Annotated in this window: 16 protein-coding genes; 7 read left to right on the plus strand and 9 right to left on the minus strand. The window is 69.8% G+C overall.

The window, feature by feature from the left end; genetic code table 11:
- Positions 1–61 precede the first annotated feature (61 nt).
- Positions 62–1048 (plus strand): hypothetical protein, encoded by a 987-nt coding sequence (locus tag BO221_RS45700; protein ID WP_073567217.1) that lies wholly within the window; start codon positions 62–64, stop codon positions 1046–1048.
- Positions 1049–1051: 3 nt separating this feature from the next.
- On the opposite strand, the gene BO221_RS45705 is transcribed toward BO221_RS45700, so the two are convergent.
- The 5 genes from BO221_RS45705 to BO221_RS45725 form a co-directional block, all read right to left on the minus strand.
- On the minus strand, positions 1052–2146 hold the full coding sequence (locus tag BO221_RS45705) for a hypothetical protein (RefSeq protein ID WP_073567218.1): 1095 nt from the start codon (positions 2144–2146) through the stop codon (positions 1052–1054).
- 1 nt (position 2147) lies between these two features.
- The gene (locus BO221_RS45710) at positions 2148–3020 is read right to left on the minus strand and encodes a PEGA domain-containing protein (protein WP_073567219.1); all 873 of its coding nucleotides are present in this window, start codon (positions 3018–3020) and stop codon (positions 2148–2150) included.
- A gap of 7 nt (positions 3021–3027) precedes the next feature.
- Entirely contained in the window at positions 3028–4419 is a 1392-nt protein-coding gene (locus tag BO221_RS45715; RefSeq protein WP_073567220.1) for a serine/threonine-protein kinase, read from the minus strand.
- A 16-nt stretch (positions 4420–4435) separates the two neighbouring features.
- On the minus strand, positions 4436–5776 hold the full coding sequence (locus BO221_RS45720; RefSeq protein WP_158080028.1) for a sigma 54-interacting transcriptional regulator: 1341 nt from the start codon (positions 5774–5776) through the stop codon (positions 4436–4438).
- Positions 5777–5842: 66 nt separating this feature from the next.
- The gene (locus BO221_RS45725) at positions 5843–6850 is read right to left on the minus strand and encodes a serine/threonine-protein kinase (RefSeq protein ID WP_073567222.1); all 1008 of its coding nucleotides are present in this window, start codon (positions 6848–6850) and stop codon (positions 5843–5845) included.
- 106 nt (positions 6851–6956) lie between these two features.
- Between BO221_RS45725 and BO221_RS45730 the strand changes: the two genes are divergently transcribed.
- The gene (locus tag BO221_RS45730) at positions 6957–9062 is read left to right on the plus strand and encodes a PAS domain-containing protein (protein WP_158080029.1); all 2106 of its coding nucleotides are present in this window, start codon (positions 6957–6959) and stop codon (positions 9060–9062) included.
- A gap of 9 nt (positions 9063–9071) precedes the next feature.
- On the opposite strand, the gene BO221_RS45735 is transcribed toward BO221_RS45730, so the two are convergent.
- From BO221_RS45735 to BO221_RS45745, 3 genes are all read right to left on the minus strand, one after another.
- The gene (locus tag BO221_RS45735) at positions 9072–9692 is read right to left on the minus strand and encodes a TIGR02265 family protein (RefSeq protein WP_073567224.1); all 621 of its coding nucleotides are present in this window, start codon (positions 9690–9692) and stop codon (positions 9072–9074) included.
- A 106-nt stretch (positions 9693–9798) separates the two neighbouring features.
- Positions 9799–10935, minus strand: a complete 1137-nt coding sequence (locus BO221_RS45740) for a hypothetical protein (RefSeq protein ID WP_073567225.1) — start codon at positions 10933–10935, stop codon at positions 9799–9801.
- Between the two features lie 430 nt (positions 10936–11365).
- On the minus strand, positions 11366–12457 hold the full coding sequence (locus tag BO221_RS45745) for a prenyltransferase/squalene oxidase repeat-containing protein (protein WP_073567226.1): 1092 nt from the start codon (positions 12455–12457) through the stop codon (positions 11366–11368).
- Positions 12458–12705: 248 nt separating this feature from the next.
- Here BO221_RS45745 and BO221_RS45750 point away from each other — a divergent pair, with 248 nt between their 5' ends.
- The 3 genes from BO221_RS45750 (at position 12706) to BO221_RS45760 (ending at position 19163) form a co-directional block, all read left to right on the plus strand.
- A complete protein-coding gene (locus tag BO221_RS45750; RefSeq protein WP_073567227.1) occupies positions 12706–15648 on the plus strand; it encodes a carboxypeptidase regulatory-like domain-containing protein in 2943 nt (980 codons plus the stop codon).
- A 399-nt stretch (positions 15649–16047) separates the two neighbouring features.
- A complete protein-coding gene (locus BO221_RS45755) occupies positions 16048–17826 on the plus strand; it encodes a hypothetical protein (protein WP_233166555.1) in 1779 nt (592 codons plus the stop codon).
- Positions 17823–19163 (plus strand): hypothetical protein, encoded by a 1341-nt coding sequence (locus BO221_RS45760; protein WP_073567229.1) that lies wholly within the window; start codon positions 17823–17825, stop codon positions 19161–19163. Before BO221_RS45755 ends, BO221_RS45760 begins: the two co-directional genes overlap by 4 nt.
- Positions 19164–19227: 64 nt before the next feature.
- Here the strand turns inward: BO221_RS45760 and BO221_RS45765 are convergent, their stop codons facing one another.
- Entirely contained in the window at positions 19228–19782 is a 555-nt protein-coding gene (locus BO221_RS45765; RefSeq protein ID WP_073567230.1) for a hypothetical protein, read from the minus strand.
- 92 nt (positions 19783–19874) lie between these two features.
- Here BO221_RS45765 and BO221_RS45770 point away from each other — a divergent pair, with 92 nt between their 5' ends.
- Both BO221_RS45770 and BO221_RS45775 read left to right on the plus strand, forming a co-directional pair.
- A complete protein-coding gene (locus tag BO221_RS45770) occupies positions 19875–20492 on the plus strand; it encodes a peptidylprolyl isomerase (protein WP_073567231.1) in 618 nt (205 codons plus the stop codon).
- A 136-nt stretch (positions 20493–20628) separates the two neighbouring features.
- Positions 20629–22872: a PAS domain-containing sensor histidine kinase gene (locus BO221_RS45775; protein WP_233166556.1), complete on the plus strand. Its 2244-nt coding sequence runs from the start codon at positions 20629–20631 to the stop codon at positions 22870–22872.
- Positions 22873–23055: the final 183 nt, after the last annotated feature.

Genomic DNA, 23055 nt, shown 5'->3' on the forward strand with positions numbered 1-23055 from the left:
TGGCGTTGGTCCGCCCCTTGCTCATGAGGAGCGCGAGACCCCCAGACACGAGGAAACTCCCATGAAGAAGATGTTCGGCGCGCTGGCTTCCCTTTCCCTCGCCGCGTGCGGCCCCCAGATCGAAACGGTGTCCTTCAAGGACGGCCTGCCCGGCCAGGAGATGGCGAAGCTGGACGTGCCCTCGACGGCCTCCCAGCGCATCGACGACGGCGCCGCCACCGTGCGGCAGCAGGGCCGGGGTGACCTGTCCGGCACCTGGCTCGTCACCGGCGGCACGGTGCTCGTCGTCAACGGCGTTACCCTGTGGTCGCTCGGCTCGCTCAACTTCGTGGCGGGCTTCGAGCCGGCCTCCGACAACGGCACCACCGCCGTGTGGGGTCCGCACACCAACGACTGGGAGCGCACCACCTGGAAGCTGACGGCCGTGCGCACCGCTCCCAACGCCTTCAAGTACACCCTGGAGGCCAAGCCCAAGGGCTCCGAGGACAGCGAGTACGCCGCCGTCATCACCGGCTCGCACACGGTGGCGGTGGATGAGGACGGCAAGGCCATCAAGGGCTACGGCGAGGGCCGCTTCGACATCGACTACGACAAGGCCGCCCGCCTCCCGTTCCAGGACAGCAAGCGGGGCCAGGTCAGCTTCCACTACGCCCGCCCCAGCCCCACGGCCGCCGTCACCGTGGGCGTGGACCTGAAGGAGTTCGTCAACGAGGAGGCCATCCCCAACACGGCCGCCTACCGCTACAGCCAGGTGCCCGGGGGCGAGGGCTCCTTCGAGTTCGCCACCGACTCCAACATCCACTGGTTCGATCTGAGCAAGATCGCCCTGGAGCGCTGGACCATCAAGAGCCGCTGGATGGCCACGGGCGAGGGCCGCGCGGACGTGCGCGCCACCGGGGGCGATCTCGCCAGCCCCGTCACGCTGAACGAGTGCTGGGACACGCGTTTCCGCTCCACCTTCCTGGATGGCAGCGCGCCCTCGCAGGTGAAGTGGGGCGTGGAGTCCTCGGACTGCGCCTTCTCCAGCGCGTCCTACTCCACGCGCTGAGGCTCACCGGCACCACGTGGTGACGCAGACCTTGTTGCGGCAGGCACCCGTGGGGCCACAGTCTCCGTCCGCCAGGCAGCTCCCTCCCGGGGTGACGTATTGCTGGCAGACGAGCTGGAGGAAGGCACCGAAGGCGCACCGGCTCCCGAGGCACATGGCCGTCTCCTTCGTGCCATCCGGGTCGAGACAGGTCTGTCCGAGTTCCCTCCAGGGACGGCAGCGCGCCGTGGCGGCCTCGCAGTAGAGCAGGCCGCCACACTCGAAGGCCCCGGGCGTGCAGGGCTCATCCAGCCCCCGGGCCGTGCGGCACTCGCGCGGGGAGTCCGGACCCGCGTCCACGTTGATCTTCGCGCAGGCCATGCCGGGCTCGCACTCGTCGGCGCTCTTGCACGTACCGGACGCCTTGCGCGCGACGCACCGGTTGTCCACGCACGCGGCGTTGGCTTCCGGCGCGCAGCGGATGCTCCAGGCGCAGGACTCGCCCAGGTTCGCGTGCGCGCGGCACACGTTGAGCGAGCAGGTGGAGCCGGGCTGGCACGGGACGCCGCCGTCACATCCGCTCCCCGCGGGCACGTAGCGCTTGCACACCCCCGAGGCGCAGCCGGCGCTCGTGTCGCACCAGCCGCCCTGGCAGTCCAGGTTGCTGCCACACGGGTTGCCTTCCGTTACCTGGGACTCCAGGGCCTCGCAGCGCGCCAGCAGGTTGCCCTGGCTGAAGTCATCGAGCGTCATCGCGCCACAGGGCAGCTCGCGCAGCTGGCGCACGCAGGCGCCGAATCGCTCCGGGACGAAGGCCTGCCGGCCCGCCTCGACGCTCGCCACCACCGAGGCGCACACCGATTCCGTGTCCGCCAGCCGCGGATAGCTCTCCGGGGTCTTCCCGCCGTAACACTGGTCCGCGCGCCGGGCGAGCGTCTCCATCGCCGTGCGGCAGGACTCGAGCAGGTGCTCCCCGGAGCGGGCTCCCGCCACGCACTGTCCCTCGGGAGTGCAGCGTTGGGCATTGGGGCACTGCAGGTCGTCCTGGCACGGAGCGCCCGTCACCTGCACGCTGCAGCCCGCCAGGGCCATCATCACCACCGTCAGCCACACGCGCACGTCAGAAGCTCCCCTCGAAGAAGAACAGGGCCGTGCCCGCGAGCAGGGCCACGCCCGCGGTTCCGGTGAGGATGTTGGAGGCCCGCGCCCGGCCCAGGGCCGAGTCGTGCAGCCGTTGCGCCTCGACGCGCTCGTGCGGCCGGGCCAGCAGCTCCCTCGAGTCCGAGCGCGCCAGCAGGCCGAGTGTCACCGCGCCCGCCGCCGCCGCGCCCGCCGCGCCCGCCGCCACCCACGTCCAGACGCGCTGCCGTGGTTGGCCCGGCTGGAGCCCGCCCGCCACGCCGCTCTTCGGGAGGGGCGTGAGCATCAGTTGCAGTTCGAGGGGCTCGCCGGGCCGCAGCTCCACGTCGCGCCGCAGCGGCTGGTAGCCCTCGTGGGTCACATCGAGCCGGTGCGGGCCCACCACCAGCTTGTCGCTCCAGGGCGTCACCCCACGCGCCTCGCCGTCCACCTGAACCTGTGCACCCGACGGCTCGCTCGAGACGGTCACCTGGGGACGGCGCTCCTCTTCGTGGCGCTTCTCCAGCCGGGCGATGAGTGACTCGACGAGAGGACGATCCTCCGCGCCAGGCACCATGCGCAGGTAGTCGCGGTAGTAGCCGATGGCCCGCTGGAGATCGCCGAGCTTCTCGTAGCACTGGCCCAGGTTGTAGAGCACCACGCCGTTGGCGAGCGTCTGGTAGGCGGCCTCGAAGGCGGCGGCGGCCTCGGCGTATCGGCCCTCCTGGTAGAGGGTGGTTCCGCGCTCGAAGTGCTTGCGAGCGGCGGCGCGGGCGGCTCCGGGCTCGGCGGCGCTCGCCCCCGTACCTCCCAGGGCGAGCAGCAGCGCGACGAGGAGCGCCGGGAAGGACATGCGGCGGTGGCGAGTGGTCATCGTCGATTCAGAAGGGGTTGGGCTTGAGGTCCTGGACCTTGCCGGGCCGGGGCTTGTCGGGCTTCACGCGCGGCGGCTGCTTCTTCGGCGGGACTTCGAGCCGCTCGCCCTCGGGCGGGCGTTCGGCCGGAGCCTGCGTGGGAGCGGACTCCTTCGGGGTTTCGGCCGCGGGAGCGGGGGCCGCCACTGGCGCGGAGGGAGCGGGGGCCTCCACCGGCGCGGAGACGGCGGGGGGCTCCACGGCCGGAGTGCGCGAGGTGGCCGCCCAGAGTCCCATGCCGCCGAGGAGCAGCAGCGTGCCCACGCCTCCCACGAGGAGCCCGCCGCGCCTGGCACGGGGGACCGCCTCCAGGCTCCGGGTGGACACCATGGTGGGCTCGATGGGTTCGGCCACGGCGGGTGGAGCGGGGGCGGGTGACACGGCGGGAGGGAGCGCGGGCACGCGGCTGGTGGCCATGGCCGGCGTGAGCTGGAGGGGCACGCGGCCCGGGACGAGCGCCTCCAGGCCGGCGCGGAACGCCTCCAGGGTGGGGCGCGCGGCCGGGTCCTTGGCGAGCGCGCTCAGCACCAGCGCGTCCAGCTCCGGCGGCAGTCCGAGGTCCGGGCGGCGCCGGCTGGGGGGCTCGGCGGTGGCCTCCAGGTGCTGCAACATGGTGGCGAAGGTGTTGTCCCCGCGGAAGGGCAGCGTACCGGTGCAGACCTCGTAGGTGAGCACTCCCACCGAGTACACATCCGCCCGGGCATCCACCGTCCCACCCGCCGCCTGCTCCGGGGCCATGTAGTTGGCGGTGCCGAGGATGGCGCCCGCCTCGGTGAGTCCGCTGGCCGGCTGCCCCTGCATCACCTTGGAGATGCCGAAGTCCACCACCTTGACGAAGTCCGCCTGCTCCTGCCGCCGCAGCAGCATCACGTTCTGTGGCTTCACGTCCCGGTGGACGATGCCGCGCGCGTGCGCCGCTTCGAGCGCCCGGCACACCTGCGTCAGGATCGGCACCGCGCGCCACAGCGGGAGGTAGCGCTCGCGCAGCAGCAGCGTGCCGAGGCTCTCTCCCTCCAGCAACTCCATGACGTAGAAGAGCTCGCCGGTGGGGGTGCGGCCCAGGTCCGTCACGTTGACGATGTGCTCGTGGCCGATCTGGCTGGCGGCGATGGCCTCCTGCTCGAAGCGGCGGGTGAAGGTGGGATCCCGCGACAGCTCGCCGCGCAGCAGCTTCACCGCCACGCTCTTGCGCAGGCCCAGGTGCTCGGCGAGGTACACCACGCCCATGCCTCCCGCGCCGAGCTGGGACAGCAACCGGTAGCGGCCCTCCAGCACGGCGGGCAGCAGCGCCGCGCCGTCACGGGGGCAGTACGAGATGTCCTCCGCGTACTCGCTCTGGCACGTCGGGCAGCGCGGCATGGCACTCGGTTTCATATCAGCGCACCGCGTGCTTGCGGAGCAGCTTGATGACGTGGGCGCGGTCCACCTCGGCCTCGCGCGCCATCTGGCTCACGTTGCCGCCCGAGGCCGCCAGGCGCTGGCGCAGGTACGTCTCCTCGAAGTGGGCGAGCCACGCCTCCTTCGCCTCCTTGTAGGACAGGTCCACGCGCACGGTGGGAGTCCCGGCCGCCGCGGCCGGGGCGCTGGCCGCCTGGAGGAACGAGGCATCCAGTGCGCCGGAGAGGGCCACGCTGCGCTCGACGAAGTTGCGCAGCTCGCGCACGTTGCCGCGCCAGGGCAGGGAGGAGAGCTGGTGCAGCGTCTCGGGGCCGGGCGCGGTGAAGGGCCGCGGCGGCAGGCCGAGCGATCGGAACGTCTCCGCCCACAGGTGCTCCAGCAGGTGCGGCAGATCCTCCAGGTGCGCGCGCAGCGGCGGCACGCGCACCATGCCCACGGCGAGCCGGAAGTACAGGTCCTCGCGGAACTGCCCGCGGTTGACGGCCTCGCGCAAATCCCGGTGCGTGGCGGCCACGAAGCGCACGTCCACGCTCCGGTACCCATCCGCGCCCACGCGCTTCACCTGCCGGCGCTCCAGCGCGCGCAGCAGCTTGGGCTGCACGGCCAGGGGCAGCTCGCCCAGCTCGTCCAGGAAGAGGGTGCCTCCGTTGGCGGCCTCGAAGGCGCCCCGGCGCTCGTGGGTGGCGCCGGTGAAGGCGCCCTTCTCGTGGCCGAAGAGCTCGCTCTCCACCAGCTCGGCGGGGATGGAGCCGCAGTCCACTACCACGAAGGGCCCCGAGGCCCGCGGGCTCGCCTGGTGGAGCGCCTCGGCCACCAGCTCCTTGCCCGTGCCGCTCTCGCCCTCGATGAGCACGGTGGCGTCGGTGGCGGCCAGACGCGCCAGCTGGGCGAACAGGGCCCGCATCACCGCGCTCTCGCCCACCAGCCCGCCGAAACGGGGCTCGGGGTGCAGGGGCAGCACGTCCCGCGTGGCCACCAGGGAGAAGCGCACCGTGGTGCCGCCGAAGGTCAGCGTGGAGCCGTCCGCCACGTAGGCGTCCTGCACGCGCACATGGTCCACCCGCGTGCCGTTGGTGCTGCCCAGGTCCTTCACCCGGTAGCCGTTCCGCTCGCGTACCAGCTCGGCGTGGAAGCGCGACACGGTGGCGTCGGAAAGCGCCAGATCATTTCCCGGAGCCGAGCCGATGGTGAGCTTCTCGGCGGAGCTGCTCACCGCGGTGCCCGCGTCCGGGCCGGCCGACACCTCGAGGTTCACCCTCCGGACGGAGAGCCCGCTGGCCGGTTCCTGCGCGGGGATGAGCTCGGTACGCCCTGACATGCCCATCGTCCTTAGCACCTTCCGTCCGGAGAGGGCACGCGGCGAGGAAGCGCGGGCCCGCCAGCGTCACGTCTCCTCGTCTCCCTGGCCTTCGAGCAGGGCGGCGGAGAACGGGCTCGCGGCTCGTTTCTCGGAAACCGAGGTCCCCGGGTCTCGCCCGGCGGCGAGCGTCTCCGCCACCAGCGCGGCCACGTGCCAGGGCTGCTCCGCTCCGCCGCCGGTGTCCACGTCCAGCAGGGCGCGCGCCATGTCTCCCGCGGAGGCGAAGCGCTCGGCGGGGTGGGGGCGCAGGGCACGTTGGAGGACACCCGCCAGGGCGGGGCCGGCCCGTTGCAACAGGTGCTCCGCGGGCTCCAGGCGCGCGTCCCGCACGGCGAGCAGCAGTTGTGCGTCCGTGGCCGCCGCGAAGGGGCTACGGCCCACCACCGCCTCGTACAGCAGCACCCCGAGCGAGAAGAGATCGGCCCGCGCGTCCAGGGGGCCGCCGCGCAGTTGTTCGGGAGACATGTAGCGCAGCGTGCCGCGCGTGCTGCCGGGCGCGGTGCGCGAGGGCGTGCGCAGCCCCTTGGCGATGCCGAAGTCCCCCAGCTTCACGTCGCCGGTATGCCCCAGCAGCACGTTGGCGGGGCTCACGTCCCGGTGGACCAGCCCCAGCCACTCGCCCCGGGTGTCGCGCAGGCCATGCACGTGCTCCAGCGCGCGCAGCAGGCACAGGCCCAGGTGCCGCACGAGCGCCGGGGCCAGCGGTCCCCGCGCGGCGAGCGCCCGGGCCAGATCCACTCCCTCCACGTACTCCAGCACCAGGTAGGGCGCGTCCGCCTCCTGCCCGAAGTCCAGCACCGACACGACGTGCGCGTGGCCGAAGGCGGCCATCAGCCGCGCCTCCTGGGCGAACATCTGCCGGTAGGCCTCCTGTCCCGCCAGCTCCGGCAGCAATCGTTTGACCACCACCGGCTTCTCGAAGCCCTCGGGCCCGGGCAGGACGCCGAGGAACACCTCCGCCATTCCTCCTCGCGCCAGGCGGGACATCAGCCGGTAGCGGCCCACCGTGCCTGCCTCTCGTCCCTGCGTCATGGCGCCAACATAGCGGGCTCTCCACCCCCTCGCCCCGGTCACTTCCGGGGCGCATGCGGTGTTCAGCTAGGGTAGAAAGTGCCGTTGCCTCCAAATGCCTGTCCCCGTGCTCACCTCCTCCCTCGGCGACTTCGTCGATAAGCTGTTGGTGCTCGAGAGTTCCCTGCGGCAGCCCGGTTCGGCCGCGGAGGAGCATGGTTTTCTCGAGAAGCTGCTCATCACCGTGGACACCGCGCCCGTGCTGCTGTCGTACGTGGACAGCGCCGGGCGCTACCGCTTCTGCAACCAGGCGTACGAGCGGTGGTTCGGGGAGAAGCGCGAGCACCTGCTCGGCAAGGCCATGCCCGAGGTCCTCGGCGAGGCCGCGTACGCGAGCATCCAGGAGTCCGTCCAGTCGGCGCTGTCGGGGCGGCGGGTGCACTTCGAGCGCGTGGTGCGCTACCGCTCCGGAGGCTCCCGCATGGTGCGTGCGGACTACGTGCCGCACGTGCTGCCGGATGGGCGGGTGGCCGGCTTCGTGGCCATGGTGGAGGACATCACCGAGCTGCACCGGCGCGAGCAGCAACGGCGTGCCCACCTGCGGGTGGAGCGGCTGTACGCCGTGTCGTCGGCGCTCTCCCAGGCGCTGCTGCCCGAGGAGGTGGCCCAGGTGGTGGTGCGCGAGGGGGCCGCGGCGCTCGAGGCCCTCTCGGCCTCGCTCGCGCTGGTGGACGCGGATGGCACCACCTTCGAGCTGAGCGCGGCCCATGGCTTCCCCGAGGGCGTGCTGGACGAGCGCTGGCGGCGCTTCCCGATCGACACACCGGTGATGTACCGCGAGGCCGTCCGCACCGGCCGGTCCATGCTGTACGGGAACCTGGAGGACTTCCTGCGCGACTACCCGGAGCAGGCGGGCTCTCCGGCGCTCCTGGGGCGTGCGTTCGCGGCGCTGCCGCTGCGTGTGCGGGGGGCCGTCATTGGCGCGTTCGGCTTCAGCTTCGAGCACGAGCGGGAGTTCTCCCCAGAGGATCTCCAGTTCATGGAGGCGCTCGGGCAGCAGTGCTCGGTGGCCATCGAGCGCGCGCGCCTCTATGCGGCCGAGCGCCAGGCACGTGCCGAGGCCGAGCAGCTGAGGGATCGGCTCGCCGCCGAGAGCACCCTGCTGGAGACCGTGCTGAAGCAGTTGCCCGTGGGCGTCGTCATCGCCGAGCCCGGAGGCCGGCTCGTGCGCAGCAGCGCGGCGATCGAGACCATCTGGGGCCACCCCTTCGTGGCCTCGACGGGTATTTCGGAATACGGCGCCTACAAGGGCTATCACCCGGACGGGCGGCCCTATGCCCCCGAGGAGTGGCCCCTGTCGCGTTCGCTGACCCACGGCGAGACGGTGGTGCGCGAGCCGGTGACGATCATCCGTCCGGACGCTTCCCGCCGGCAGATCGACGTGAGCTCCACCCTGGTGCGCGATGCCGCGGGGCGCCCGGTGGCCGGTGTGGCGGTGAGCACCGACGTCACCCAGCACCACGAGCTGCGGGAGGCGCTGCGCCGCGAGGGGGAGGTGCGCGAGCGGCTGATCGGCATCGTCAGCCATGATCTGCGCAACCCCCTGCAGGCCATTTCCACCGTCAGCCACCTGTTGATGAGCTCCCCCTCGCCCCTCACGGCTCCGCAGCGCAAGTGGGTGTCACGCATCCGCATGAGCGTGCTGCGGATGGATCGCCTCATCCGGGATCTGCTCGACTTCGTGCGGGTCCGCCAGGGTGGGACGCTCCCCATCCAGCGCCAGCCGATGAGCCTGGAGGAGGTGGGCCGCACCGCCGTGGACGAGCTGCAGGCCGCCCATCCCCAACGCCAGCTGTTGCTCGAGACGCGCGGGGAGACGCGCGGGGAGTGGGATCCGGATCGGTTGATCCAACTGCTGGGCAACCTGTTGTCCAACGCCCTGACCCATGGGGCGGAGGGGGCGCCCATCCAGGTACGCGTGAATGGCGAGGGAGCGCAGGTGGTGCTCGAGGTGGCCAATCAGGGCCTCCCCATCCCGCCGGAGTTGCTGCCCCGCATCTTCGAGCCCTTCACGCGCGCGAGCGGGGGAGGCAACGCCCTCAAGGGCGTGGGGCTCGGCCTGTTCATCGTGCACGAGATCGTCGCCGCGCACGGCGGCCACATCGACGTGAGCTCCTCGGCGGAGGCGGGCACGGTGTTCCGGGTGAGCCTGCCCCGGGTGTCCTCCGCCTGAGGCCCGCCCTCAACCCCAGGAGAACGCCACCTCGTTGTCGAGCGGACCGATCTGCCGGCCGGACACCCGCCCGTCCTGGATGCCCAGCGTGCGGAACAGGCCCAGCAGTCCGCCCTCGTGGTTGAGGTAGAGGAGGAAGTCCCGCTTCGTGGTGAGCACGCCGCTCCTTGGCCCCGTCCAGTGCACCACCGCCTCGCCGAAGCTCGACGCGGCCCGGAACGCCACCGGCATGTTGTTGAGCAACTGCCTCGGGCCTTCCTTGGTCAGCAGCATGAAGGCCTTGCCCACCACCGAGCCCAGGAACCCGGGAGCAATTCCCCCGCCGATGCGCCGGACCGCGTTGTCGAAGCCGCCGTGCTTCTCGCTCAGCAGCCACGCCGCGCTGTACTGCAACCGCAGGTACTCGCTGACGGGGTAGGTGAAGAAGCTCTTGTAGACCTTCTCCTTGAGTGGCTCGAGGCAGCGCTCCAACGCCTCCTCACCCAGGTCCGCGCGCAACACGTCCAGCGTGGTGTGGAAGGACATGCCCCGCACGGTGTCCGCAGGGGTGGCCAGTGACAGTCTCCGCTTCAGCTCCAGCTCCGTTCCGAGGCCGGATTCACCGCCCGTGGAGGTCTGGCCATCACTCATCCGAAGCGCTCTCCCATCTCTCGTCTGGACGGAAGAGTGTAGCTTGTCTGGAATGACCCTGACCACGGTCCCCCGGTACGAAGCCAGGGCCACGGTTGGTTGGGGCTCAACCGAGCACGGCGTCGCGGACCTCCTGGAGATCGCCGAACACGTAGCGCCGCCGCTGCCCGTCATGGCCCAGCCACCGCTGGAGGAGCACGAGGTAGGCCTTGGCCTCGGGAGGCTGGCCGGGTTGGAGGACGAGCTTGAGGTGGTTGATGCGCCGCAGGAAGACGGGGAGGGCCTTGGGGCCGAGCGAGGCGGCGAGCGCTCGCAGGTTGTCAGGGAGGGCCTCGGGGTGTGAGCGCAGGTGCGTATGCCCCAGCCACTCCACGAGCGCGTCCCGCTTGGTGCGCAGACACAGGCCCTGCTTCACGAGCACCTCCAGCAGCGACGCCCAGCGCTCGGAGTCCGCCTCGTGCAGGCTGTCCGCGAGGTGACACTCCACACCCAGCCTGGGCAGCACGGCCGGGCCCACGTCGAGGCTCAGCGCCATGCGCTCCATGCGGCCGGCCACCGGGGCGAGCAGTGCCTCCACGTCGCGGGTGTCTCCCGGCCAGTCGATGAGGGCCAGGTAGTCGGGCAGGGTGTCGGGCCCCAGGCCCTGGAGACACAACCGCACGCCGTCGAAGCGGCGGGAGAACATGGCGCCCACGGCGGACACGTAGCCCCCGGCGGGCAGGGCCGCCAGACACGCCAACACCCGCTCCCGGACGGCGGGCGCGAGCGGCTCGCCCCACAGCAGTGCCAGGGATTCCTCCATCGCCGCCAGGCGGCGCCAGGCCCGCCGGTCATACTCGATGAAGAAGGAGGGGATGGGCACCGGGGGCGGTGTCTCCTCGACGTCGAACTCCAGGAAGACGTCGCCGAGCTCCTCCTGCAACAAGCTCCCCGGGGTGTCCCAGCGCGCGCCGAAGCGGCGCAGGCGCTCCCAGACGGGATGGGAGAAGAGCGGGGAGGGCAGGGCGGCGCCGGTGTCCATGCGGCCCGCGAGCATGGCGCGGCTGCCATCGCTGGCGAGGAAGCGGACGCCGAAGTCGGCCTGGGCCTCCTCCCGGCCCAGCCGGCACTCGAAGCCGGAGGCGGACACGGGCGGCATCAGGCGGGCGAGTTGCTCGAGCCGGGCCAGCGCCGTGGGAGAGATGAGCCGGGGGGAGAGGTGGGGCTCGGCGAGTCTCAGGTACTCATTCAACGTGGTGGACATGGAATCCCCCTGATTCAGAAAAGACAACGGACGGGCGCTCCGGATGCACCCGTCCGTGGTGACCGCGGGGATGCTTCCTGGTGTGACTACTCCCAGGCCTGCGTCTTGCTCAGCTCCTGCGCGCCGCCGGAGATGAGATCATCCAGCGCCTCGTCGTTGAGCTCGGTGAGGTTGGCAGTCTGCTCGGCGATGTTCTCGTTCATCATGGCATTGCCCTCCCTTTGGTGTGGAACCCCAGAAAAGACTCATCATCCGCCCGGGGGCTTCCGGCGGCGGGTCATCCCCGTCACCGGCAGCGATTGGAAATGTAGAGATTGGCATTTCAAAAGTCAAATCAATCCGCGTGGCCGCCGCGCGAGGAATGGATGTCTTTTATTGGGTGTGAAAGATCCATGGGCGCGCGAACGGGGATGACGGGTGAGCTGTGATGTCAGGGTTTGCCGCGCCATCCGGAGTGCGAGGCCAGGAGGAAGTCCACCAGGGCCGGCACCACCGTGGCGGTGGTGAAGAGCCGGTTCCTGTCCGTCAGCACCGGCAGGAGGAGACACCCCTCGGGATCCTCCCAGGGCGCATGTTCCTCGGGGCGGGGCATCCGCATGATGGGCACGTTCGCCCAGCTCCCATCCGGTTGCTGGGCCCGCAGCAGCCACTGGAGGCCGGCGTCGATCGCGGCACCGTGTCGCGGATGACCCCCATCGAGCAGCAGCACCGAGAGGGAGAGTGCGGTGTGGAAGGCGGCGGCCTCGCTCCCCGTGCCGTTGCCCCAGCCTCCGCCGGGTTGCCGCGCACCCAGCACCCACTGGGCGGCGCGCGCCACCGGTCCGGTCTCTCCCAGCAGGAACAGCAACCGCGCCGCGTGCGCGGTGGTGTACGTGCGGCCGTGCCACCAATAGCCATCCCAGAAGCCCTCGGGGGATTGGCTGTCGCGCAGCAGGCGGGCGCAGGCCTCGAGGACGGGGCGGTGGCGGGGGTCTCCCGCGTCGTGCAGGGCCACTCCCGCCAGCGCGGTGACACACAGGTGGACGTCACACCAACTGCTGCCCGGGTAGCTGGCCCAGCCATTCAACGAGGGCCGCTCAGCGGGGCGGTAGGTGCGGAAGCCGCTCCCGGGCTCGTCCCAATAATGAAGCAATCGCGCGCAGGCCTCTCCGAGCGCCGCGTCCCATTCCGGCTCGCCCCGCCCATGCGAGAGGAAGCGCACCACATTGGCGGTGGAGTCCGCGTCCGCCGGCGTCGCCAGGCTGAAACCCCACCCACCCCCGGGGTGCGAATGACTCATCAACCAGTCCCGCGCGGGCGCCAGCGTGGCCGGGCCCGCCCCCGCCCGGGCCAATGCCTCGCCGACATACGCCGTCACCCATTGCGAGCTGATGACATCCCGGTCTCCCACCACGAAGCGGAAGCGGAAATCCAACCAGCGTCCATCCGCCGTCCGCGCCTTCTCCAGGAAGCGCACGGCCCTCGCGAGCGCCTCGGTGACAGCGGACTCCCTCGTGTCCTCGTGTTCCAGGATTGCCTGCATCGGTCCCTCCCCGTGTGCCGTACGTGCAAGTCCTTACATGCGATGGGGCAACCCATGATGGATATCGGCCTTCCTCCGGGTGTGCTCCTGATTGTTTGTGATTGTGCCGGAGGGCGATGATTCCTCTCGAAGCGAGACAGGATTCAGCGGGAGGTGGGAGTTTCCGGGAGTCCTCCGAGCCCCTGTTCCCAGCGGCCCCTTGATCATTAAACTGGCCCCGCGTCACGGAGACGAGAGAGAGGCTGTACATGCGGCGCAGGTGGGTCATCGGAGTGGGAGCGGGACTGCTGGCCCTGCTGCTGTGGCTCGTCTGGCGGCCCGGAGCGGCGCCGGAGTCCACCTCCCGGGCCACGGACGCTTCGAGGAGACCCGAGGTGGAGCGGACCCAGGCCGCTCCGAGCCTCTGGTCCAGCGCCACGCCGGCCGGGCCGCGGGGCACGTTGTCCATCGAGGGCCAGGTGGTGGGTCCCTGGGGACCGGTGCCCGGGGCGCTCGTCGTCGCCCTCGCGCCCGTGCCCCGGGAATGGTCCACCCTGACCACTCCCCGGAAGCGCCGGTGGGGTGGGTTGTTCGTGTCGCCGTGCGAGCTGAGCGGGGACGCGCTGCCGCTCCTGGAACTGGCGGCGGAGCTCCGGGGACAGCAGGCGCCGCTGGCTCGCGCGACCACCGATGCCCAGGGGAACTTCCGCCTCGATGGCTTGGAAGGGGGTGCCGTCGCGCTCTGGGCCGAGAGCGGGGAGGGCATCGGCCTGAGGGCAGGGGTGGCCGCCGGTAGCACGGACGTCGAGGTGCCGCTGGGCCCCGGAAAGACGTTCTCGGGCGAGGTGTACGACGAGCAGGGCAGGCCGGTCGTGGGAGCGCTCGTCACCACCCTCCAGCGGGACGCGGGGCGCCTCGTGGAGTCCTCCACGAACGAAGAGGGCCGGTTCCTGCTCGGCCCGCTTCCGTGGGGAGACTACGACGTCATCGTCTCGAAGGAGGGCCTGGTGCCTGTCCGGCTGAGGCACTACAACTTGAAACAGGCTTCTGTGCGGGTGCTGTTGCCGGCGCCCCGGCGGATCTCCGGACAGGTGGTGGACGCGCGGGGCGCGGTTCCGGGTGCCACCGTCCAGGTCGAGGGCGTCACGCCCGAGGTGTCCTCGGTCACGGATGTGAAGGGACAGTTCCGCCTGGAGGGGCTGTGTCCGGGATTGCACGTGCTGACGGCCAATCTCGGGGAGCGCTACGCCCGGCACGAGGTATTCCTGGAGACGCAGGAGGGCCGTGAATCCGTCGTGCTGTTCCTGGGAACCGGCCTGCGATTGAGCGGGCATGTCCTGGACACGTCAGGCCAGCCCATCCCGAATGCCGAAGTGCTCGTCTTCTCGGAGGCCTCGCGGTGGACCGACGAGGTCCGCACGGACGCGCGGGGCGGCTTCCTGTTCGAACGGCTCGTCCCGGGAACATACACGCTGCGGGTCATGTCGAGCGGCTATGAGCCGCAGCAGATGCCGCCGCGTCCGCTCGCGGCGTCGCAAGAGCTGCCACCGTTCACCTTGAAGGAGTGGGAGGTGGTGCGCCCTCCTCGGGCCGCGGATGAGGACTCCACCCTCGAGATCGAATGGGTGGATGCGGCGGGGCGGCCCGTGTCCCAGGCCCCCGTCATTCTCTCCAAGAGGGGTGAGGTCACCACCGGCATGGATGGCAGGGTTGTCGTCCAGGGTCTCCCACCGGGGCACTACCTGGTGACGCCCCAGGCTCGGGAGCGATGGATCCGCTACGCACCGGTGGCCGTGAAGTTGCGGAGCGCGGAGACGCGGAAGATCCGCCTCCAACCCGAGGAGGGATGGAGCCTCTCGGGCCAGCTCGTGGATGAGGGGGGAGAGCCCATCAAGGGCGCCACCCTTTCGGCCTCGCGGGTGGGCGAGCACCGAGCGTCGCCGGAGGACGCCGCCTCGGGACGCCTCCGGAGTGGCTCTGTCCAGGGGACCACCGGGCCGGAGGGGCGTTTCACGCTGGCCCAGCTGCCGGAGGGCCCCTGCACCCTGCGGGTCAGCGGGTATGCGCTCGTCAGCGCCTCAAGTGGCCTGGGCGAGCGCGCCGCCTCTCGCGGGGAGGTGGTGGTGTCTCCGGGGGGGCCGGATGTGCGGCTCGTGGTCAAGGCTCCTCTGGGGCGGGTCGTGGGGCGCGTGGTGAGCGAGGACGGCAAGCCCATCCCCTCGTTCCGGGTCAACCGGGAGGTGGTGAGTCATCCCGAGGGCAGGTTCTCCCTTCCCCTGACGTACAACGGGTCCTGGGGCTTCGATGCGCCTGGGTTCTCCCGGGTTCAACGGATGGTGTCGCGGCAGGGGGACGAGGAGCTCGACCTGGGAGACGTGGTGCTGGTGGAGGACCAGACGGTGCGCGGGCGGGTGCTCGAGGCCGGGACGTCGGCGCCCATCGCCGGAGCCTGGGTCGAGGTGGTCAGCCAGGAGCGCTTGCCCGGCGCCAGGGCGGAGTCCACCACGAACTCGCTGCCGGATGGGAGCTTCACCGTGGAAGGTGTGAAGGCTGGGCGGAAGACGGTCCGGGTGAGCCATCCGGACTGGCCGCTGGCGCAGGTGGTGCTCGCGGAGGAGCAGTGGGAAGTGACGGTGGAGCTCGAGCCTGGAGCCACGCTGGAGGGGCGGGTCGAGTCGGCCGGTGCTCCGGTGCAGTCGGGCCTGGTGCGGCTCCGCTCGGAGCAGGGGGAGGTGCTCACCACCCTGGGTTTCGGCGAGGGGCGGTACTCCGTGCGAGCTATCCCCGCGGGCCGCTATCTGGTCCAGGTGGAGGGGCAATCCGAGAAGGGGGCGGCGCTGCGGTTCCCGGTGCCGCAGGTGACGCTGTCCCGGGGCGACAAGGTGACGCTGGACTTCACCCAGAAGAGCGAGGGCGCGATCCTGGAGGTGCACGTGCCGGAGCGGAACCTCGAGGTCCATCTGATTCCGGGAAACATGCCGCTCATGGGTCCCAGGGACGGTCTGTTCTTGAAGCTTGGCAGTGGCCTCATGGGGAAGACGGTGCGCGAGGGAGTCCAGAGCTTCCCGCGGCTGCCGGCTGGCAACTACACGCTCTTCGCCATGCGGCGGGGCGAGGACTCCACCGAGGTCCATCGCGAGGAGCTGGAGCTCCCCACCGAAGGCGAGGTCTCCTTCACGCTCCTGCCGGTGTGGACCCACTACGACGATTAGGGCCTGATGACTTCCACACGGGACAATGCGCGGGAGGCCCGGGCGCATAGGTGGGCCACGTTGGTGTTGGGGCTCGCGCTGCTGACGAGCGGCTGCGTCACGCTGGCACTACCACCCAACGGGGGAAGCTCCGTGGGTTCGCATGCCCTCTCCACAATCGAGGCCCCTTCCTTTCCTGCTTCCACCGAGTCAGGAGAGCAGGAGCGGCCGCACCGCCGCCGGAGCGCCCGTGGGCCGGGCCGCGAGAGGCCTGCCACACAGGGAGCTGCCACCTGCGGAGGCGAGGCCGTGCCCCCAGGATGGCCCGACTTCTCCTCCGGCGACAGGGAGGCGCTCCTTGCGCCGTTCCTCACGTGCAGCTCGCCCGCGGAATTCCTCGCGCTCCAGGAGCGCGTAGACATGCCCCGCCTGGTGGAGGCATTGGATGACTGGCGCGCCGTGCGTCTGGGCGCCCAGGGCCCACTGCGCGAGGACGTTGCCCGTCTCCTCAACCGCAAGCGCGCCTCCTTCCTCGTCGAGACCACCGAAGGCCATGGAACTGTCAGAGCCGAGGTTCTCTCCCTCTACATCATCAACTCGGCCCATGATGACGACTTGAGGGAGATGCTCTTCCTGCTCGCGCAGGAGAAGCGGCTGGAAGAAACGCTCGGACTGCTGCCCACCTTTCGCGCGGCACTGGAGAAGAGAGGGCTGAAGCCCACGGCCCGGCCCGACAGGGACTTTGAAATGAAGGATGTCGGCCGAGGCCTTGCCCGCGCCGGCAGGGACGCGCTCTCCAGCTCTCCGATGAGCGGTGACGCGGCGGCCTTCGCCTTCTCCACCATACGAGGCCAACTGCCGCCGGTGTATCAGGATGCCCTCGCCGAGGCGGAGAAGAGGTGGGCGGAGCAGCACTTCTCGGCCGGTAGCGTGGCGCTGGGAGGATTCGACCACCTCACCTTCGGTGTGCCACTGGGCTTTTATGGGCTATTGGCCACCACGGGCCATGGCGCGCGGTCGCTGGCACGCGGCAAGTATGAGGAGGCCACGCGCGAGCTGGCGCCAGCGGCGCTGCTGGTGGCTCTCTACGCCGGTGGCAAGGGCGTGCGCTACCTCTCCGAGGGGAGAAGTACTGCTGGAGTGCGCCTTCAACTCCTGACCGGGCTCGAGGCCGTGGAACTGCGGCTTCGGGCCATCGAGGACACGGCGCGGCGGTTGGAAGGGCTGATGAGCCTGGATGGTCTGCGGGATCTGGCCCGATACATTCAGGCCAGCCGGGAGGCGGGCCGTTTTGTCGCCGTGGGTGGGGCGGACGCCGCGCTCGCGTTGTACGAAGCCCGAGGAGATGTGGCCAAGGCACGGCCGCTGCTGTCCAGGGCCCGGCCTGGGGCGACGGGCGCCCCGCCCGTGAAGAGCACCCTGGCCTCGTTGGTGGACGAGGGCGTTGGCCACACCCGGGAGGTGGTGGAGGCCAAGCTCGCGGCGGCGGAGCTCGAAGCCACGGGCCCGCGCTTGCCCAAGGACATGGGGGTGCTGGAGAAGCACCGTCCCTCCCTGGACGCCCCGCAGGCCAAGGCCCAGGGCAACCCACGTTGGCGCGAGTACGTCGACTACTACGAAAAGCGCCTGGGAGAGGTGAAGGAGGGGAAGGCCGCCGAGGGCCCCCTGAAATGGGAGGGGTACGAGCGGATGCGCGGGTGGTTTGCCCGGGGGCTCGCCTTCGAGCGCACCATGGTGAAGCTGCTGCAAGAGGACGCGAAGAAGCCTCGGGCCGAGCGCCGCTTCCTCGGGGACTTCGACAAGCCCCGCGTTGAAGCGAATGTGGGCGTGAGGAAACCGGGCCCCGGACTACGCTACGCGGATGCACTCGTCATCGAAGAGGGCGAGCTCGGCGGGAGGCCACGGCGCGTGGAGACGTATAGCTTCAAGAGCCGTGACCTCTCGAGATTGCAAGGTCCTGCTCTACAAGCCCAAATGGCAGCGGATGCGCGGGAAGCTTTGCAGAAATACGGAGGGATGCTGGACATCCGACGCGACTCTCTCCAGCCCCTTTTTCCGGGAGGCATCGAGGTGGAAGTGCCCAGGGTGCGCCTCATCTATGAAGGAGGAGACCTCAAGCCCACGAACGTAGACTCCTTGATGGCAGCCGTGGACGAGACCAGGGGCGAGGTTCCGGGAGTGGAGGTGCTGTTCCAATGAAGGTCCTGAGCGTGCACGATTTGAAGGCGGAGGACAGCCTTCTGCTGACCTTCGACGGTGCGTTCGACCCGAACGCTGAACTTGGGAGCGAGCTGGAACCCTTTTTCCAGGCACTCGAATCATACGCCGACGGATGGATGCCAGACGTCGTCGAAGGCAGGCGGCGACGCAAGTACTCCCGCGCCGCCATTTGGACGGCGCTGGAAGAGAAGCGCCACGAAAGAGGCACGTCGATTGGCCTCTACCGGACTGCATGGCCCGCATTGGAGATGTGGCCAAGGCTCAATTACCCGCCGCTGCCTCTCAAGTTTGCCACCTTGCTCGAAGTGAAGCCGCTCTCCTTCTTCGCGGAGGCGGAGCGCTGCCTCGCGTTCGTGGAGTTGGTACGTGCATGGGCCTCCCGCTACCCGGTCTCCCACGCCAAGGCCCACAGCACCGATGACACACAATTCACGGACTCACCGAACTTCGGCCGCGATGACGAGACCCGGCGCAGAGACGGTTTCGACAAGGTCTACGATGTGTTCTGGCTCAACGTCTTCGGCCCGAAGCTGGTGGACACCGTCGGCCGCGAGCGCGTGCTCTCCACACCGGCCCATCGGGTGGAGGAACTTCCAGATGGTTCCGTCCTCCTGGTGACGTGGCCCACCGCCGCGGATTTCGCCAGCAAGGAGGCACGGCTCGCACAGGCCCGTGCCCACGTCCACCTTCGGCCGGACCTCGACTTCGACACCGTGCTGCGCACCTTGAACGAGCGGAGTGCCAGGCTCGCTCCCGTGGAGCCCCGATTCCATCCGGACATGGCTCCGCTCCTCTCGCGTGTCGTGGAGCGTGCCCCCAGTCACGAGCGCCAGCGGAGGATTGCCGAGCTCAACGCCTGGCGGCCGCCCGAGCCCGAGGAGTGGCGTCCAGGGGACCGTGTCCTCCCTCCGGACGTGGAGAACCCGGAGCGCGCTCGCGAGCATTACGGCACCCTTGCCGAGCACCTCGTGGCCCTGCTGCACTCGGAGGTACCCTCCGTCTTCGAGGCGACCCCCGAGTCCCTCATGGATGTGGACTTCTATTTCTGGCGCGAGGAATTTCCGACAAGCCGCCTCCGGGAAGCCGTTGACGAGCACGCAGTGCCCGCCATTGGCGCGTACCTGGGCGAAGTGCTCGTGCGCCACCTGGGCGGTAGGTGGATTCCACGCCAGAAGCTCGAGGAAGCACAGGTGCTCGTGGGAAACCGCGTGTGGTTCCCCTTCTCCAGGGCACGCCACTACATGCGCTCGCGCCAGTCACTGCTGGATTACTCCCTCACCCACTTCTACAGCGTCGCCGAGCGGCACCGGGGCTGAAGCGGACCGTTCCGCGTCACGAAGCCCGGTGCGCTCCCTCTCGCTTCCGGGCGGAGTCCGTGATTCAGCGGCCGCGCTGCTGGCGCATGGCCTCGTGCCGCTGGCGCATGGCCTCGCGCTCCTGGGTGATGAGCGCACGCGCCTGGGTCTTCTGCGCCTCGGTCATGACGGTCTCCGCCTCGTTGTAGGCGCGGGTGTCGTTGTCCCGCATTCCGTCCATCGCGGACCGGGCCTGGGTCATCCGCTCCTCCATGGCCACCCTGTCCGGAGCGCTCTCGCTCCCGGTCCCGCCCATACGGCCACCCATCGGGGGGCCCATGCCTTCACCCGGAGGCGGACGCCGTCCCTCACCGCCGCGAGGCGGGCGCAGCTCCTCCAGCTTCTGCTTCAACGGTGCGTTCTCCTGCTGCAACTGCTGCTCGCGCTGCTCCAGCCAGGCCACCTGCTCGGTGGAAAGGGCCAGCTCGGTGCGGTGCTCGAGCACCACGGCGAGAGAGGACTTCATGACGGGCGGACCCCGGCGCGCCGCCTCGGGCGGGCGCTCGGTGGAGGCGGACTGGGCGAACGCGGCGGCGGGAAAGGCCAGACACATCCACAGCGGCATCATCTTCCAGGACATGCGATATCTCCTTTTCCCCCAAGGTGCTTCCCGCACGTGTTGGGAAGATGAACGGATTGTTGCGAAACATTTACGGTGCCCTGGAGCCGCCCATGAACCTGTTGCCCTCCGCCTGTCTCGCCGTGTTGCTCGCCCTCTCGCCCGCCGTCCATGCCGCGCCACCGAAGAAGGCTGCGAAACCGGAACCGGCCAGAATGGTGCGCGTGGTGCTCCAGACGGAGAAGGGTGAGATCGAATTGGAGCTCGACGAGGCCCATGCGCCCCAGACGGTGCGCAACTTCCTCTTCTATGTGGACGGGGGCTTCTTCGACGGCGGGGTCTTCCATCGCACGGTGAAGCCCGGCAACCAGCCGAACAACAAGGTGAAGATCGAGGTCATCCAGGGCGGCATCAACCCCGCCCGGGAGTCCGAGCAGCGCCCGCCAATCGCGCTGGAGCGCACGAGCGTGACGGGGCTGAAGCACAAGGACGGCACGCTCTCCATGGCGCGCGACACGCCGGACACCGCGGTGTCGGACTTCTTCATCTGCGTTGGCGATCAGCCCGAGTTGGATTTCGGCGGCAAGCGCAACCCGGATGGCCAGGGCTTCGCCGCCTTCGGCCGGGTGGTGAAGGGCATGGACGTGGTCCGGGCCATCCAGCAGGCGCCTGCGGAAGGGCAGAAGCTCACTCCTCCGGTGAAGCTCCAGCGCGCCGCGCGCAAGCCCTAGGAGGGGACGAGGAGCGGATCGCTCCTTTGGATACGCGGGGTGCTCTTCGCACGGCTGAGAGGGAATATTTGGAGCACCCATGAGCCTTCAGGGGACTCCTCTCAACCTGGGGCATACCTTACGGTTGCCCGTTCCCATGCCGCACTCCTCGACACCCCGAGCATCCCTGGCCCGTTCGACGCTCATCAAGATGGGGGTGCGTATCGCGGCCGTCATCTTGCTGAGCACGCTCTTCAGCTACTTCCACATGCTCCACACCCTGCGCGCCGAGGCCCTCGTGCAGTTGGAGCGGCATGTCTCGGAGCGCGGCCAGCGCGAGGAGTCCATCTTCGTGCTGGCGCAGGACAACCATGCCTTCCTCTCGAAGGCCCTGGTGGAGCGCATCCGGGATCTGTCCCACGAGGATCCGAGCGCCCGTTTCGACGAACTGTTCGTGCGGCTGCCGGACGGCTCGGTCCGCAACCGTCCCGAGGGTTTCGACGGCACGCGGATGGTGCAGGTCTTCATTCCACCACAGGTGGTGCTCGATACCGCCTTCCGTACCCGGCTGCTGGCCGCGTACGACGTGCTGCGCTGGTACTCGCCCGCCCTCCATGTCCGCTTCGTGACGACCTTCATGGTTCTGCCGGAGGGGGTGATCGTGGGCTACGGGCCGGATGTCCCCACGTGGACCCGGGATCTCGATGCCAGCTACCCGGCCACCGCCGCGGAGTACTTCACCATCAGCCGGCCCGAGCACAACCCCCAGAGGCAGACGGCCTGGACCGGTGTCTTCGAGGAAGTGCTCTCCCGGACGTGGTTGGCCGCGGTCTCCACGCCGGTGGACGTCGACGGCCGCCATATCGCGACCATCTGCCACTCTGTCTTCCTCAACGAGCTGATGGCCCGCACCCGCAACGAACACCTGCCCGGTGCCTACAACATCCTCTTCCGTGACGATGGCCAGCTCATCGCTCATCCCTCGCTGAAGCAGAGTGACTCAGGAAAGGCCTACAACATCCTGAGCACCGCCGGACAGCCCGGCGCCGCGGCCGGCCATCTGGGCTCCCAGGAGGAGGAGGCCCGGCTGCGCGACATCTTCGAGTGGGCGAGGACCCGCGAGCCCGGCCAGAACGCGCTGGAGCTGCCGGAGTCCGGCGAGTACGTCGCCGTGACGCGGTTGCGGGGACCCGGCTGGAATCTCGCCACGGTGTTGCCCGGGCGCGTGGTGTCCCGGCCCGCCTTCCAGGCCGCGCGGATCGTACTGCTGCTCGGCGTGGTGTCCCTGCTGTTGGAGCTGGCCATCATGTATTGGGTGCTCCAGCGGCAGATCACCCGCCCGTTGGCGGCCTTCACCGAGGCCACCGACAAGGTGGCGGCCGGTGACTTCCAGGTGGGGCTGAACACCTCACGCGGTGACGAGCTGGGGCAGCTGGCGCGGGCCTTCCAGTTGATGGCCGGCGAGGTCCAGCGGCGCGAGGAAGCCCTGCGCGAGGCCAATGAAGGGCTGGAGCTCCGGGTGGAGGAGCGCACTCGCGAGCTCAAGGAAGTCCACCTGGAGCTGGTGCAGACGGCCCGGCGCGCGGGCATGGCGGAGATCGCCACCAACGTGCTGCACAACGTGGGCAACGTGCTCAACAGCGTCTACACCTCGGCCCAGCTGGCCAGGGAGCGGATGGGCGGCATGCGGCTGGAGCAGGTGGGCCGGGTGGCGGAGCTGCTCGAGGAGCGCCGGACGGAGCTCTCGACCTTCATCACCCAGGACGAGCGCGGGAAGAACGTGCTGCCCTTCCTGAGCCGGTTGGGGGAGAACCTGCTCGAGGAGCGCCAGCGGATCACCACGCTGCTCGACGACGTGGGCCGGTACACCGAGCACGTGGGCGACATCGTCAAGGTGCAGCAGAACTACGCCCGCACCCCGCGGATCCAGGAGCCGGTCGAACTGGCGGGGCTGGTGGAGGACGCGCTGCGCATCAACGAGGCCGGGCTCCTGCGCCATCAGGTGAAGGTGCAGCGGCACCTGGAAGAGCTCCCACCGGTGCTGGCCGACAAGCACAAGACGTTGATGATCCTGGTCAACCTGGTGAGCAACGCCAAGTACGCCATGGACGCGGTGCCCGCGGGAGAGCGGATCGTGACGGTCAGGTTGGAGCGCACCGCCAACGAGCAGGTCCGCATCGCGATCCACGACAACGGCATGGGCATCGCGCCGGAGATGCTCAACCGGATCTTCCAATACGGCTTCACCACGCGGGAGGAGGGGCACGGCTTTGGTCTGCACTCCAGCGCGCTGGCGGCCCAGGAGATGGGAGGCTCGCTGACAGTGCACAGCGACGGACCGGGCAAGGGAGCGACCTTCACCCTGGCGCTGCCGTACGTCCTGGCCGAGGAGGCCGCGTAAGTCTTACTGGCTTTGGGGCCGGTGGTGCCCACCGCCGCGAGGTAAGCCCTTGAAATGACACGTCTCTGACCCGGAGGACCCGCTGGCACGCGGGATGCTCTAGCTCCTGCACGAGAAGTCAGCGGGGCAGGGCGGTTGGGGTGGTCGGGGTCGGTGGGGTGGTCGGGGTGGATGGGGTAGGAC

This window comes from Archangium sp. Cb G35, from assembly GCF_001896145.1.
GTDB lineage: Bacteria > Myxococcota > Myxococcia > Myxococcales > Myxococcaceae > Archangium > Archangium violaceum.